The sequence below is a fragment of the Lentzea roselyniae genome (assembly GCF_039537795.1).
GTDB classification, from domain to species: domain Bacteria; phylum Actinomycetota; class Actinomycetes; order Mycobacteriales; family Pseudonocardiaceae; genus Lentzea; species Lentzea atacamensis.
In genome coordinates this window covers 163,493-177,523 of the sequence record NZ_BAABBE010000014.1, presented here as the reverse complement: position 1 = coordinate 177,523, position 14,031 = coordinate 163,493, and the positions used below count along the sequence as shown (strand labels likewise).

Here is a 14,031-nt window from a genome sequence, read left to right as displayed (position 1 = left end):
GGTCAGGGCGCCTGCTGCTGCGACGGCAGGCGCCCCTCCGCCATCCGCTTGAGCAAGTCCTTGCGCAGCCACAACATGTAGACCCACACCAGCCCGAAGATCACGCCGATCACGCCCATCGCGGGCAGCAGGATCCACGACGCGATCAACAGCACGTGCAGGCCCACCACGGCACCGATGGCCCACGGCTTGCGGACGAAGGCGCACATCGCGATGAACAACGCGATGAAGCCGAACGCCACCCAGCCGACGAGCGAGGTGATGCCGCCGTGCAGCTTGGCGATCACCGGCAGGGCCAGGGCCACGACGATGACCTCGAGGATCAGCGTGCCGGCCATGATGCCCCGGAACGCCTTCATCGGGTCCTTCTTCGGAGGGGGCGCGACCTGCTCGGTCATGCCGGCTCCTTCCCGAACAGGGCACGGGCCTCGCCCGCGGTGACGACCGAGCCGGTGATGATCACGCCGCCGCCGGAGAGCTCGTCCTCGGTGAGGTGGATGGCTTCCTCGATCGCGTCGTCGAGGCGCGGGCGGACCTCGAAGCGGTCCTCGCCGAAGATCGGGACGGCCAGACCGGCCAGCAGGTCCGGGTCCATGGCGCGCGGCGACGAGTTGGTGGTGATCACCAGCTCGTGCACGACCGGTTCCAGGGCCGAGAGGATGCCCTCGGCGTCCTTGTCCGACATCACGGCCACGACGGCGACCAGCTTGCGGAAGCCGAACTCCGTGTCCAGCGCGCGGGCCAGAGCCGCGGCGCCGTGCGGGTTGTGCGCGGCGTCGACGAAGATGTTCGGGGCGGACTTCACGCGTTCCAGGCGGCCCGGCGTGATGACCGACGCGAAGCCCTCGCGGATCGCCTCCACGTCCAGCTGGCGATCGGCGCCGGCGCCGAAGAACGCCTCGACCGACGCCAGTGCCAGCGCGGCGTTGGCGGCCTGGTGCTCGCCGTGCAGCGGCAGGAAGATGTCCTCGTAGACGCCGCCGAGACCCTGCAACGTGATCAGCTGACCGCCGACCGCCACCGAGCGCGAGACGACGCCGAACTCGCTGCCGAAGCGCGCGACCGTGGCGTCCACCTCGGCCACCCGCTCGAGGATGACCTTCATCGCCTCCGGCGTCTGCTCGCCAACCAGCGCGATGGAGCCCGGCTTGATGATGCCGGCCTTCTCGGCCGCGATGTCCTCGATGCGCGGGCCGAGGTACTCGGTGTGGTCGATGCCGATCGGCGTGAGGACGGCGATGCGGGCGTCGGCGATGGACGTCGCGTCCCACGTGCCGCCCAGTCCGACCTCGACCACCGCCACGTCGACCGGGGCGTCCGCGAAGGCCGCGTAGGCCATGCCGGTGAGCACCTCGAACTTGCTCATCCGGATGTCCGACCGGTTGTCGACCATCGCGACGTACGGCTCGATGTCGCGGAACACCTCGACGTAGCGATCGGGGCTGATCGGCTGGTTGTCGAGGCTGATGCGCTCGGTCGCGAGCTGCAGGTGCGGGCTCGTGTAGCGGCCGGTGCGCAGGCCGATGCGCGTGAACAGCGCATCGGCCATGCGCGACGTCGACGTTTTGCCGTTGGTGCCCGTCAGCTGCACGACCGGGTAGGTCGTCTGCGGGTCGCCCAGCACGTGCGCCAGCGCCTTGATCCGGTCCAGCGACGGCTCGAGCTTCGTCTCGGGCCACCGCTGGTTGAGCTCGTTCTCGACGTCGAAGAACTCGTCGAGGTTGGTGTCCATCACTTCTCCGGCAGCGCGGCCAGGCGCTCGTTGATGCGGGCGATGTCGGCCTCGGCGGTGGCCTTGCGCTCTTCGATCTTGGCCACGACGTCCGCCGGTGCCTTGGCGAGGAAGCCCGCGTTGCCGAGCTTGCCCGACGTCTGCGCGAGCTCCTTCTGCGCCGCCGCGAGGTCCTTCTCGAGACGCTTGCGCTCGGCCACGACGTCGATCGCGCCGGACAGGTCCAGCTCGACCTTCACCGCGCCCTTGGGCAGGCCGACCTCGAGCGTCGCCGAGACGGTGAACTCGTCACCCGGCTCGGTCAGCCGCGTGAGCGAGCGAACGGCGGGCACCTGGTCGGTGAGGCCGACGCAGCACGCGCCGCGGACCTTGCCCGCGACCTTCTGGCCCGGCTTGAGGCCCTGCTCCGAACGGAACCGGCGGATCTCGGTGGCCAGCTTCTTCAGGCCCTCGATCTGCGCCGCGGCTTCGAGGTCGCGCTCGCCACCGGAAGCCTTGGGCCACTCGGCGACGACGAGCGACTCACCGCCGGTCAGCGACGTCCACAACGTCTCCGTGATGAACGGGATCGCCGGGTGCAGCAGCCGCAGCACGGTGTCCAGGACGTGCCCGAGCACCGACTGGGTCGCCTCGACGCGGCCGTCGGCGATCTGGACCTTCGCGATCTCCAGGTACCAGTCGCAGAACTCGTCCCACGTGAAGCTGTAGAGCGCGTCACAGACCTTGGCGAACTGGAAGGTCTCGAAGTATCCATCCACAGTGGACACGAGCTGGTCCAGCGTGTCGAGGATCCAGCGGTCGGCGGCCGTCAGCTCCTCGCGCGGGGGCAGCGGACGGTCCACAGTGGCCCCGTTGGCCAGCGCGAACCGCGTGGCGTTCCACAGCTTCGTGGTGAAGTTGCGCGAGCCGGCGGCCCGCTCTTCCGAGAGCGCCAGGTCCGAGCCGGGGTTCGCGCCGCGCAGCAGCGTGAACCGCGTGGCGTCCGCACCGTAGGCGTCCATCCAGTCCAGCGGGTCGATGCCGTTGCCCTTGGTCTTCGACATCTTCTTGCCGTGCTGGTCACGGATCAGGCCGTGCAGGTAGACGTGGTCGAACGGCTGCACGTCGTCCATCGCGTACAGGCCGAACATCATCATCCGGACGACCCAGAAGAACAGGATGTCGTAGCCGGTCGACAGCACCGAGGTCGGGTAGAACTTCTTCAGGTCCTCGGTGGAGTCCGGCCAGCCGAGCGTGGAGAACGGCCACAGGCCCGACGAGAACCAGGTGTCGAGGACGTCCTCGTCCTGGCGCCAGCCCTCACCGGTCGGGATCTCGTCGTCCGGTCCGACGCAGACGACCTCGCCGGCCGGGCCGTACCAGACCGGGATCCGGTGGCCCCACCACAGCTGCCGCGAGATGCACCAGTCGTGCAGGTTGTCGGTCCAGTCGAAGTAGCGCTTGGCCAGCTCCTGCGGGTGGATCGTGGTGCGGCCGTCGCGGACGGCGGCGGAGGCCTTCGCGGCGATGCCCTCGACCTTGACCCACCACTGCAGCGACAGGCGCGGCTCGATGACCGTGTCGCAGCGCGAGCAGTGACCGACCGCGTGGACGTACGGCCGCTTCTCCGCGACGATCCGGCCCTCGGCACGCAGCGCGGCGACGATGGCGGGACGCGCCTCGAACCGGTCGAGCCCCTCGAACGGCCCGTGCGCTGTGATGGTCGCGCGGCCGTCCATGATCGTCAGGTTCGGCAGGTTGTGGCGCTGGCCGATCTCGAAGTCGTTGGGGTCGTGCGCGGGCGTCACCTTGACGGCACCCGTGCCGAACTTCGGGTCGACGTGCGTGTCCGCGACGATCGGGATGCGGCGGCCGGTCAGCGGCAGCTCGACCTCGGTGCCGATCAGGTGCTGGTAGCGCTCGTCGTCGGGGTGGACGGCTACCGCGGTGTCACCGAGCATCGTCTCGGCGCGCGTGGTCGCGACGACGATCGACGCGTCGCCGTCGCCGTAGCGGATCGAGACGAGCTCGCCGTCGTCCTCGGAGTGGTCGACCTCGACGTCGGACAACGCCGTCTGGCAGCGCGGGCACCAGTTGATGATCCGCTCGGCCTGGTAGATGAGGCCGTCGTCGTACATCTTCTTGAAGATCGTCTGAACTGCGCGGGACAGGCCCTCGTCCATGGTGAAACGCTCACGCGACCAGTCGATGCCGTCGCCGAGCCGCTTCATCTGGCCGAGGATCTTGCCGCCGTACTCCTCTTTCCACTCCCAGACGCGCTCGACGAACTTCTCGCGCCCGAGGTCGTGCCGGGACAGCCCCTGCTTCGCGAGGTCGCGCTCGACCGCGTTCTGCGTGGCGATGCCCGCGTGGTCCATGCCGGGCAGCCACAGGACCTCGTAGCCCTGCATGCGGCGGCGCCGGGTCAGCGCGTCCATGACGCTGTGGTTCATGGCGTGGCCCATGTGCAGGCTGCCGGTGACGTTGGGCGGAGGGAGCACGATCGTGAACGGCGGCTTGTCGCTGTGCACGTCCGCCGTGAAGTAGCCCCGGTCGACCCACCGCTGGTACAGCTCCGCCTCTACCTCCGCCGGAGTCCACGCGGCGGGGAGGTCAGGACGCTGGGTTGCGGTGTCGAGTTCAGTCACAGCTGTCAAGTCTACGGAGCCGTGGGTATCGACTTGAAACGAGATACCTGCTAACGGGCCGCGTGGCATCTACGATCCCCGGCTCGTGGGGATTCCTGGGGGCATTGAAGATCATCCTGACCTGCGCGACGCCCAGTGGGGCAGGCGCGTGGAGCGTGAGTGGCGCCGCGAGCAGCGCAGGCTGGGCAAGGCGACTGTGGTCGGTGCGCTGGTCGTCGGCGCCCTGATCGCCGTCGCGGCGTGGCAGTACGCGCCTCAGTGGTTCGGCAACCCGCCGCGGCCCGTCGTGGACTTCGGCCGGCCGTTCGCCGGGACGCCCTACGAGTCGTGGGCGGACGGGGAGCGGGCCGTCGTGGCGGCGCCCGAGCACGAACAGGTGCGGCGGGCCGTGATCGCGGCCCGGATCGACCCCGCGGAGCTGGAACGCCGCGACGGCGCCGCTTTCCTCGCACTGTTCCCCGAGGCTGCCAGGCCGGCCTGGCAGCAGATGCTGCCGATGCTGGCGACCCAGCTCACGCCGGGCACCAAACTGCTGCCGAACGGCGTCAGGGCGCAGGGCACGATCGGCAAGGCCGTCGACGGGGAGGGCAAGGAGGTCGTCCGCGCCGACTTCCGGATCGCCTACGCCTTCGCACCGGACGATCCCGGCGTGATCCGCGGCCACGAGGACTTCATCGTGATGGCGGAGGCACGCGCGGACTTCCAGCAGACGCCGCAGGGCATGCGGATCACGGACTCCGCGATTCGGTGGCACAACGCGGCGTGCGGCGCCTACGTGTCCGGTCTCGTGGCGCCGAAGTTCGCCGCGGCGAAGCAGCCCTGCTGACGATCCGGCGGCAACCGGAAACCGATCGACCGCGTGATTCGGAATGACCGAACACGAACACCTGGGGGAACCGTGCAGTACGACCTCGAAGACCATCCCGACCTGAAGGACGCGGCGTGGATCCGCGCCGCCAACAGACGCGCGAAACGGGACATCCGCAGGCAACGCCGGCAGGCACGGATGCGCAGACACGGCGGCAAGATCGTGTCCGCCGTCGCACTGGTCGTCATCGGCGCGGTGCTGTTCGGGTTCTACCAGGCCGGGAAGTTCGGAGAGGTCTCACTGCCAGAGGTCAAGCTGCCGCAGACCGGCGTGAACGTCGAGATCCCGTTCGCGAGCACACCGGCCGAACAGTGGCCGGAGGGCGAGAAGGGCATCGTCGTGCCGGACGGGAACCCGGCGTACGAGCAGGTCCGGCAGGCGCTGATCGCGTCGCGGATGGACCCGGCGATGATCAACGACCACAAGCCCGACCGGTTCCTCGCGATGCTGGCGCCGGACGTGCGCGAGCACATCACGAAGGAGCTGTCCGGCTGGACCACGCGGCTCAAGCAGGGCACCAGGCTTCTCCCCAACGGCATCCGCGTGTCCGGGAAGATGACGCTCGGCGAGAAGGACGGCTACCCGGCCGTGACGACGGACTACGTGTTCGCCTACGCGTTCGAGCCGCCGGACCCCGAGAAGCTGCTCAACCAGATGGAGATGGTCGCGGCGGTCCGCGAGAAGGTCACGTACATGATCACGCCGGCGGGGCTGTGGCCGGCGGACGCCGACGGGTTCCAGTATTCGATCGCGTGCCAGGCCGCGAAGGACGGTTTCCTCGCGCCGCAGTTCACCGAGCCGTCCAAGCCTGGAGAGGGCCTGCCCGGTGACAACAAGAAGTACTTCTCGGTGGACGGCCAGATGCCCACGGAGAACACCTGCGATTGATCACCCTTTCAGAGGTGCCGAGCGGGAGTGACGGCGATCACAATTGACCGTCACGGACCGTTCAACCCCTTGGGGCCCGTGACGGCGACGCCGCCGCGTTCTTCGGGGGCGCTGGCGGCGCCGACGTCGATCAGCGAAGAATGAACCCATGAGCAGCAAGCCCCCGCAGCACGACGTCGACGAGTCCGCGCTCGAAGTCACCACCCCGAAGACATGGGCGGCGGGTATTCCCGGCGTGCTCGTGTCGCTCGACCGCGCGGTCGAGCAGATGGGGGTCAGCCGCACGGTCAAGACGTTGCGCCTGCTCAACCAGCGTGAAGGTTTCGACTGCCCCGGTTGCGCGTGGCCGGAGCCGCAGGGCCACCGCAAGATGGCGGAGTTCTGCGAGAACGGCGCGAAGGCCGTCGCGGAGGAGGCGACGAAGCGGCGGATCGGGCCCGAGTTCTTCGCCGAGCACTCCGTCGAGAGCCTGCGGACGAAGACGGACTACTGGCTCGGGCAGCAGGGCCGCCTCACCGAGCCGATGGTGCTCAAGCCCGGCGCGACGCACTACACGCCGATCAGCTGGGACGCCGCGTTCACGCTGATCGCGGACGAGTTGACCGCGCTGTCGTCACCCGACGAGGCGATCTTCTACACGTCCGGCCGCACCAGCAACGAGGCCGCGTTCCTCTACCAGCTGCTGGTCCGCTCGTTCGGCACCAACAACCTGCCGGACTGCTCGAACATGTGCCACGAGTCCTCCGGCGCCGCGCTCAACGAGACCATCGGCATCGGCAAGGGCTCGGTGTCGATCAAGGACTTCGAGCTCGCCGACCTGATCGTGGTCGTCGGCCAGAACCCCGGCACCAACCACCCGCGCATGCTCAGCGCGCTCGAGGACGCGAAGAAGAACGGCGCGAAGATCATCGCGGTCAACCCGCTGCCGGAAGCCGGGCTGATGCGGTTCAAGAACCCGCAGAACGTCGCGGGCGTCGTCGGCCGCGGCACCGCGCTGTGCGACGAGTTCGTGCAGATCCGCGTCGGCGGCGACCAGGCGCTGTTCCAGGCGATCGGCCACCTGCTGCTGCAGTGGGACAAGGTCGACAAGGACTTCGTCAACGCCAAGACGCACGGCTTCGAGGACTACGCGAGGCACCTCCGGGAGCTCGACTGGGACCGCGTGCTCACCGCGACCGGCCTGACCCGCGAGCAGATCACCCGCGTCGCCGGCATGTTCGTCGACTCGCAGCGCACGATCGCCTGCTGGGCAATGGGTCTGACGCAGCACAAGCACAGCGTGCCGACGATCCGCGAGGTCGCGAACGTCATGTTCCTGCGCGGCATGATCGGCAAGCCCGGCGCGGGCCTGTGCCCGGTGCGCGGCCACTCGAACGTGCAGGGCGACCGCACGATGGGCATCTACGAGAAGATGCCGGAGAAGTTCCTGCTGGCGCTGGAGAACGAGTTCGGCATCCCGGTGCCGCGCAAGCACGGCTACGACACCGTCGACGCGATCAACGCCATGCGCCACGGCCGCGGCAAGGTGTTCATCGCGATGGGCGGCAACTTCGTCAGCGCCACCCCGGACACGCCGGTGACCGAGAAGGCGCTGGAACAGTGCTCGCTGACCGTGCACGTCTCCACGAAGCTCAACCGCTCGCACGTGATCCACGGCCGCACCGCGCTGATCCTGCCCGCGCTGGGCCGCACCGAGAGCGACCTGCAGCACTCGGGCGAGCAGTTCGTGACGGTCGAGGACTCGATGTCGGTCGTGCACCGCTCGCGCGGCCGGTTGAAGCCCGCGTCCGACCAGCTGCTGTCCGAGGTCTCGATCATCTGCCGGTTGGCGCGCAAGGTGTTCGGCTCCTCCCACCCCGTCGCGTGGGAGGAGTTCGAGAAGGACTACGACGTCATCCGCGAGCACATCGCACGGGTCGTGCCGGGCTGCACCGACTACAACACGCGCGTGCGTCAGCCTGACGGTTTCGTCCTGCCACACCCGCCGCGCGACAGCCAGGAGTTCGCGACGACGACCGGCAAGGCGAACTTCACCGCGAACGAGCTGACCGTGCTGGAGGTGCCGGAGGGCCGTCTGCTGATGCAGACCCTGCGCAGCCACGACCAGTACAACACCACGATCTACGGCCTGGACGACCGCTACCGCGGCGTGAAGGACGGGCGGCGCGTGGTGTTCGTGAACCCCGACGACATCAAGGAACTGGGGTTCTCCGACGGCCAGATGGTGAACATCGTGTCGGAGTGGAAGGACGACCCGACGGGCGTTGTCGAGCGTCGCGCCGACTCGTTCCGGATCGTGTCCTACCCGACCGCGCACGGGTGCGTGGCCACGTACTTCCCCGAGGCGAACCCCTTGGTGCCGCTGGACTCCAAGGCGGACATCTCGGGTACGCCGACCTCCAAGTCGGTGATCGTGCGACTGGAGCCGGCTGTCTGACGGTGTCGGGTCCGGCCGGTTGAGCTCACGCGCTCGCCGGCCGGACGCGCGCGAACAGCCTCCAGCGCCGGCGTGCGGGCTTCGGCGCGACCTCTTCTGGCTTCTTGGCCAGAAGGCGAACAGCGGCGTCCGCCTCCAGCTCGCCCTGCCGCATCTTCGCGATAGCAAACGCTTGGTCGTGCGACAACATGACATATCCCCCAATGCAGTGGTGTCAGTCGGGTGAGACCGTCGTGCTCAGGAAGAAGCGCACCGGCCGCGCGCCATCCGGACGCAGCTCGGGCCGGTCCATCCGCTCGCTGTAGCGACCGAGCACCGCACGCAGCTCGTTCTGGAGCTCGATCAGCTCATCGATGGTCAGGAACTTGGTACTGCTGTTGATGCCGATGCCGCCCGGCGCCCGCCATTCCTCAGGCAGGCGATCGTGCTGGCGCAGGCGCTCGCGAGTGCGTTCGTACTCGTTGTCAAGCAGGGCCACCACGGCGGCTTCCGCCGCCATCGCGGACTCGTCGTCGAGTCCTTCGCTCGTGATCGTCTGATGGCGGTTGACGAGCTGCCACGGCTTCTGCCTGCCCGGCCCCTCCACCTCGGCCACGAAGCCGTACTTGGCCAGCATGTTCAGGTGATAAGAGCAGCTCGCGACACTCTCACCCAACTTCGCCGAGCACTGCGTGGCAGTGCTCGGCCCTTCCTCGTTGAGGAGGTTGATCAGCTTCCACCGAAAGGGGTGCGACAGCGCGCGAAGTGCTTTGGGGTCGGTGATGGGAGCGTCGGTCATGACATCACCGTAAGCGTATCAATAAACCTTTAGCAAGGTTCCTTGATATATAAATCCTGATATAAAACCCGCATGACTCGGGGGCAGCAGTGGCTGGTGGGGGCGTTCGGAGCACTGGTGGCGGTCACGTGGATCGATCCGCCGTGGCCCGCCGAGCAGGCACTGCACAGTTCGTTGACGGCAGTCGCGATCATGGCGCTGTGGCTGCTGCGACGACGCCTGGACACCGCACAGTGGGCGTGGACGCTGTTGTTCCTCGCGCTGCACACGATCGCGGCGCGGTGGATCTACTCGTTCGTGCCGTACGACGACTGGACGGACGCGCTGTTCGGCGTACGGCTGTCGGAGGCGTTCTCCTGGGAGCGCAACCACTTCGACCGGCTCGTGCACTTCGCGTACGGCGTGTGCCTGACCGCGGTGCTGCGGCGGAAGTGGTTGCGCTCACTGGAGATCGTGCTGGCGACGAGCGCACTTTACGAACTGCTGGAGTGGGCGATCGCGATGACGCTCGCCCCGGGGGTCGCCGAGGCCTACAACGGCCAGCAGGGCGACATGTGGGACGCCCACGCCGACATGGCCCTGGCCGCACTCGGCGCGCTCGTCACCAGTCTGGCGAGTTCCGCGCGACGGCGGTCACCAGCGGCAGCGACTCGATGACCGGCACCCGCAGCAACTCGGCGGGCACGTCGGGGTCGCGCACCGGTTCGACGAGCTCCCGCAGCAGCGCGCCGACGACGTCGTCCGCGGTCTGATCGACCTCGTGGATGAGATCGCGCAGCTGGTCCGCCGCGTCGTTGAGCACCCTCGGCCGCTGCGGCTCTTCCAGCATCAGCGCGGCCAGCCGCAACACCCGCCGGCAGGTGCGCAGCCGCAGGCTCCTGCTCGCCGACTCCCGTGCGCCCGCGAGGCCCAGTCGCCCACGCGTGCGCTCGATCCACGGCTCGACCGTCTCCCGCCGCCAGATCGGGCCTGACGCGAGCTCGGCGTCCGGCTCCGGAATGCCGTGCGAGCGCCGCTTGCGCCACACAGCAACCAGTTGCCGACTCAGCCCCATGGCGTCGGCGATCTCCGCGATCCCGTAGAAGTCCCCCACGCCGTCAACTGTAACCAGAGATGACGTCAGATGCCATCATAAATGTCACCGAAAATGTCTCAAATGCGTTCGAGGACAGCGCGGGCCGCGTTGTGGCCGCCGATGCCGCTGACGCCACCACCGCGCTTGGAGCCCGCTCCGCAGACGAAGACGTTGTCCACGTCCGTCTCGACGCCCCACCTGCCGACCTCGGCGTCGGTTTCGGCGAACGGCCAGCCGAGCTCTCCGTGGAAGATGTTGCCACCCGGCAGGCCGAGCTCTTCCTCCAGGTCCAGTGGTGTGCGTGCTTCGATGCACGGCTCACCGTTCGCATCGGTCGCGAGGCAGTCCTGGATCGGCTCGACCAGGTGGGCGTTGAGCTGGTCGAGGTAACGCCGCACCAGCTCGTCGCGCAGCCGTTCGTTGCGTCCTTCGAACAGCGACGCCGGCAGGTGCAGGCCGAACAACGTCAGCGTCTCGTGGCCCGCGAGCGACGGGCCGAGGATCGACGGGTCGGTCAGCGAGTGGCAGTACATCTCGCCCGGCAGCACCGACGGCACCTGACCGGCGACGCTCTCGAGGTACGCGGTCTCCAGCTGGTCGTAGGACTCGTCGAGGTGGAACGTGGCCGCGAACGCGAGCCGCGCGTCCACCCCGGACTTCAGCGCCGGCAACCGCCGCAGCAGCATGTTGATCTTCAGCTGGCAGCCGGGCGCGTCGTGCACTTCCCTGCCCTGCAACCGGCCCAGCACGGAAGGCGCCACATTGGACAGCACGAACCGGGCCTCGGCTGTGCCGCCCCCGTAGGTCACCGACGCGGTCCTGCCGTCCGACTCGATCGACGTCACCTCAGCACCGGTGACGATCTCCGCACCGGCCTCGCGGGCGGCCCGTTCCAGCTCGGCGGTCACCGCGCCCATGCCGCCGACCGGGACCTTCCACTCACCGGAACCGTTGCCGATCACGTGGTAGAGGAAGCACTTGTTGGCGCGCAACGAATGCAGCGACGAGTGCGTGCCGATCAACGCGTCGGTGGCGACGACGCCGCGCACCAGGTTGTTGTCGAACAGCTCCTGCAGCGTCGCGCCGATCGGGCGTTCGAAGACCTGGTCCCACAACCGGCCGCGCGCCACCGCGTCGACGTGCACGCGCAGGTGTTCCCGTGACACCAGCGGTTCCAGCAGGGTCGGCGCCAACGCGGCAGCCATCAGCTCCAGGTCGGCGTACCAGCGCTGCCACCGCTCCCAGTCGTCCAGTGACCCGCACACGGCCTCGAACGACGCCACGGTCGCCGGACCGGGCTCACGTTCGACGAGCAGTCCCGTCCTGCCGCTCGGCGTGTACGACGACGCGGCCCGCGAGCGCAGCGTCAGGTTCAGCCCGAGGTCGGACACGATCTGGTCGGGCAGCAATGACACCAGGTAGGAGAACCGGGACAGCCGGGCGTCGACGCCTTCCCACGGTGACGCGCTCACGGCCGCGCCGCCGACGTGCGGCAGCTTCTCCAGCACCTTGACCGACTTCCCGGCCCGTGCGAGGTACGCGGCCGCCACCAGCCCGTTGTGGCCGCCTCCCACGATCACGACGTCGTCCATGCCCCGAGATCCCTCCCACGTAGCCTGGTCGGTGGGGAACATAGCGGTCCGAAGGAGATGTGCACATGGGCCGAGTGACGGTGCGCCGAGCGGTCGAGCGGGTGTCGCCGAGCGGTCGGAGCCGCCGGGTGGACGCCCTGGCCGCCGAGGAACCGCTGGAGCTGAGGGTCAACGGGAGGTCGTTGGCCGTCACGATGCGCACACCCGGCCAGGACGTCGAGCTCGCGCACGGCTTCCTGCTCAGCGAGGGCGTCATCGGATCGGCGGAGGACGTGTCGACCGCACGGTTCTGCGAGGGCACCGGGCCGGACGGGATGAACACCTACAACGTGCTGGACATCGCGCTGGCCGACGGTGTGCCGCCGCCGGACACGGGGGTGGAGCGGAACTTCTACACCACGTCGTCGTGCGGGGTGTGCGGGAAGGCCGCGCTGGACGCGGTGAAGCTCAAGACCCGCCACTCCCCCGCGCTGGACCCGGTGCGGGTGACGCCAGAGGCGCTGACGGGCTTCCCGGACGCGTTGCGGGAACGGCAGAAGGTCTTCGAGAGCACCGGTGGGCTGCACGCGGCAGGGCTGTTCTTGAACGGCGAGCTGCTGGTCGTACGTGAGGACGTTGGCCGGCACAACGCCGTCGACAAGGTGCTGGGCTGGGCGGTGCTGCAGAACCTCGTGCCGCTGCGGGGCGCGGTGCTGATGGTGTCCGGGCGGGCGTCGTTCGAGCTGGTGCAGAAGGCCGCGATGGCCGGAATTCCGGTGCTCGCCGCGGTGTCGGCGCCGTCGTCGCTCGCCGTGGAACTGGCTGAGGAGCAGGGCATGACGCTCATCGGCTTCCTGCGCGGCGACTCGATGAACGTCTACACCGGAGGGGAGCGCGTGCTTGAGACCGCTTGACGGCGTCGTGGTGGTGAGCCTGGAGCAGGCCGTCGCGGTGCCGTACGCGACGCGGCTGCTGGCCGACCTCGGGGCACGCGTGATCAAGATCGAACGGCCGGGCGTCGGCGATTTCGCGCGGCACTACGACTCGTCGTGCGGCGAGGTGTCGTCGTACTTCGCGTGGACGAACGTCGGCAAGGAGTCGGTGTCGCTGGACATCAACCATCCGGACGGCCGAGAGGTGCTGGAACGGCTGGTCGTGCGCGCCGACGTGCTGCTGTGCAACCTCTCGCCGCGGGTGTGGGAACGGCTGGCGCTGGACCTGCCGTCGTCGTTGATCGTGGGTGAGCTGTCCGGCTACGGCTGGGACGGCCCGTACGCGGATCGCAAGGCGTTCGACGCGCTGGTGCAGTCCGAGGCCGGGCTGGTGTCGCTGACCGGCGAGGGGGACGTGATGGCTCGCGCGGGCATCTCGGTCGCGGACATCGCGGCCGGGGTGCAGCTGCACGCGGCCGTCCTGGCGGCGTTGCTGCAGAAGGCGCGGACGGGCTCCGGGGTGCGGCTGCGGTTGTCGCTGTTCGAGGCGATGGCCGAGTGGATGCACCAGCCCATGCTCTACGCCGCCGCGACGGGTGCCGCCGCCCCGCGTTCGGGCGCGCACCACCCGAGCATCGCGCCGTACGGCCCGGTGGCCTGCGCGGACGGTGCCGTGCACCTGGCCGTGCAGAACGACGGTCAGTGGCAGCGGTTGTGCGGGCTCATCGGACTCGAAGCCGAGGAGAGGTTCGCCACAGTGGCCTCCCGGGTGGCCCACCGGGACGAGCTGCAGAAACTGCTCGAACGGGCGTTTTCCGGCATGACCGCGGTCGAGCTCCTGGCGGCGCTGGACGCCGTCGACGTGCCTGCCGCGCTGACCCGCTCGATCACCGAACTGCCCACGCACCCGCAGCTGGACACGTGGGTTGACGTGCAGGTTCCCGGCGGATCGGTGCGGATGCTGCCGCCGCCGGTGGCGGGGTTCGAGTGGTCACCGGGTGCGGTTCCCGCCCTCGGCGCGCACAATGATCACGTGTTGCGCTGGCTGGGCTATTCGGATGAGGAATTGTCCTCCTTACGCGTGCGTTCCGTCCTCTGAGAGGGAAACGAGGAACGGTGCCCA

13 protein-coding genes are annotated in these 14,031 nt (G+C 68.8%); 6 read left to right on the top strand and 7 right to left on the bottom strand.

Going from position 1 to position 14,031, the window contains the following annotated elements; genetic code table 11:
• Positions 1-2 precede the first annotated feature (2 nt).
• Genes ABFX45_RS25545 through ABFX45_RS25535 form a run of 3 tightly spaced genes read right to left on the bottom strand, consistent with a single transcriptional unit; the run spans position 3 to position 4,359 of the window.
• Positions 3-398, bottom strand: a complete 396-nt coding sequence (locus ABFX45_RS25545) for a DUF4233 domain-containing protein (RefSeq protein ID WP_109640844.1) — start codon at positions 396-398, stop codon at positions 3-5.
• On the bottom strand, positions 395-1,732 hold the full coding sequence (gene folC, locus ABFX45_RS25540) for a bifunctional tetrahydrofolate synthase/dihydrofolate synthase (protein WP_109640843.1): 1,338 nt from the start codon (positions 1,730-1,732) through the stop codon (positions 395-397). Before folC ends, ABFX45_RS25545 begins: the two co-directional genes overlap by 4 nt.
• A complete protein-coding gene (locus tag ABFX45_RS25535; protein WP_346132411.1) occupies positions 1,732-4,359 on the bottom strand; it encodes a valine--tRNA ligase in 2,628 nt (875 codons plus the stop codon). The genes folC and ABFX45_RS25535 overlap by 1 nt, the downstream gene beginning before the upstream one ends.
• Before the next feature lie 85 nt (positions 4,360-4,444).
• Here ABFX45_RS25535 and ABFX45_RS25530 point away from each other — a divergent pair, with 85 nt between their 5' ends.
• From ABFX45_RS25530 to ABFX45_RS25520, 3 genes are all read left to right on the top strand, one after another.
• On the top strand, positions 4,445-5,185 hold the full coding sequence (locus tag ABFX45_RS25530) for a hypothetical protein (protein ID WP_346132409.1): 741 nt from the start codon (positions 4,445-4,447) through the stop codon (positions 5,183-5,185).
• Positions 5,186-5,257: 72 nt separating this feature from the next.
• On the top strand, positions 5,258-6,115 hold the full coding sequence (locus tag ABFX45_RS25525; RefSeq protein WP_346132407.1) for a cupredoxin domain-containing protein: 858 nt from the start codon (positions 5,258-5,260) through the stop codon (positions 6,113-6,115).
• 148 nt (positions 6,116-6,263) lie between these two features.
• The gene (locus ABFX45_RS25520; RefSeq protein ID WP_346132405.1) at positions 6,264-8,552 is read left to right on the top strand and encodes an FdhF/YdeP family oxidoreductase; all 2,289 of its coding nucleotides are present in this window, start codon (positions 6,264-6,266) and stop codon (positions 8,550-8,552) included.
• Positions 8,553-8,577: 25 nt separating this feature from the next.
• Here the strand turns inward: ABFX45_RS25520 and ABFX45_RS25515 are convergent, their stop codons facing one another.
• Together ABFX45_RS25515 and ABFX45_RS25510 are read right to left on the bottom strand one after the other, a co-directional pair.
• The gene (locus tag ABFX45_RS25515) at positions 8,578-8,742 is read right to left on the bottom strand and encodes a hypothetical protein (protein ID WP_170155257.1); all 165 of its coding nucleotides are present in this window, start codon (positions 8,740-8,742) and stop codon (positions 8,578-8,580) included.
• Positions 8,743-8,766: 24 nt separating this feature from the next.
• Positions 8,767-9,330 (bottom strand): ArsR/SmtB family transcription factor, encoded by a 564-nt coding sequence (locus ABFX45_RS25510; protein ID WP_109640838.1) that lies wholly within the window; start codon positions 9,328-9,330, stop codon positions 8,767-8,769.
• 72 nt (positions 9,331-9,402) lie between these two features.
• On the opposite strand from ABFX45_RS25510, the gene ABFX45_RS25505 reads away from it, so the two are divergent.
• Positions 9,403-9,987, top strand: a complete 585-nt coding sequence (locus tag ABFX45_RS25505) for a DUF2238 domain-containing protein (RefSeq protein ID WP_346132402.1) — start codon at positions 9,403-9,405, stop codon at positions 9,985-9,987.
• On the opposite strand, the gene ABFX45_RS25500 is transcribed toward ABFX45_RS25505, so the two are convergent.
• Positions 9,932-10,423, bottom strand: a complete 492-nt coding sequence (locus ABFX45_RS25500) for a hypothetical protein (RefSeq protein ID WP_109640836.1) — start codon at positions 10,421-10,423, stop codon at positions 9,932-9,934. The two genes, ABFX45_RS25505 and ABFX45_RS25500, sit on opposite strands and share 56 nt — an antisense overlap.
• 59 nt (positions 10,424-10,482) lie before the next feature.
• Complete coding sequence (locus tag ABFX45_RS25495; RefSeq protein ID WP_346132400.1) at positions 10,483-11,997, bottom strand: phytoene desaturase family protein; 1,515 nt, start codon at positions 11,995-11,997, stop codon at positions 10,483-10,485.
• Positions 11,998-12,062: 65 nt separating this feature from the next.
• Here ABFX45_RS25495 and fdhD point away from each other — a divergent pair, with 65 nt between their 5' ends.
• Both fdhD and ABFX45_RS25485 read left to right on the top strand, forming a co-directional pair.
• Entirely contained in the window at positions 12,063-12,890 is an 828-nt protein-coding gene (fdhD, locus tag ABFX45_RS25490) for a formate dehydrogenase accessory sulfurtransferase FdhD (RefSeq protein WP_109640834.1), read from the top strand.
• Positions 12,877-14,007, top strand: coding sequence for a CaiB/BaiF CoA transferase family protein (locus ABFX45_RS25485; RefSeq protein WP_346132397.1), 1,131 nt, complete (start codon positions 12,877-12,879; stop codon positions 14,005-14,007). The genes fdhD and ABFX45_RS25485 overlap by 14 nt, the downstream gene beginning before the upstream one ends.
• The last annotated feature ends 24 nt before the right edge of the window (positions 14,008-14,031 follow it).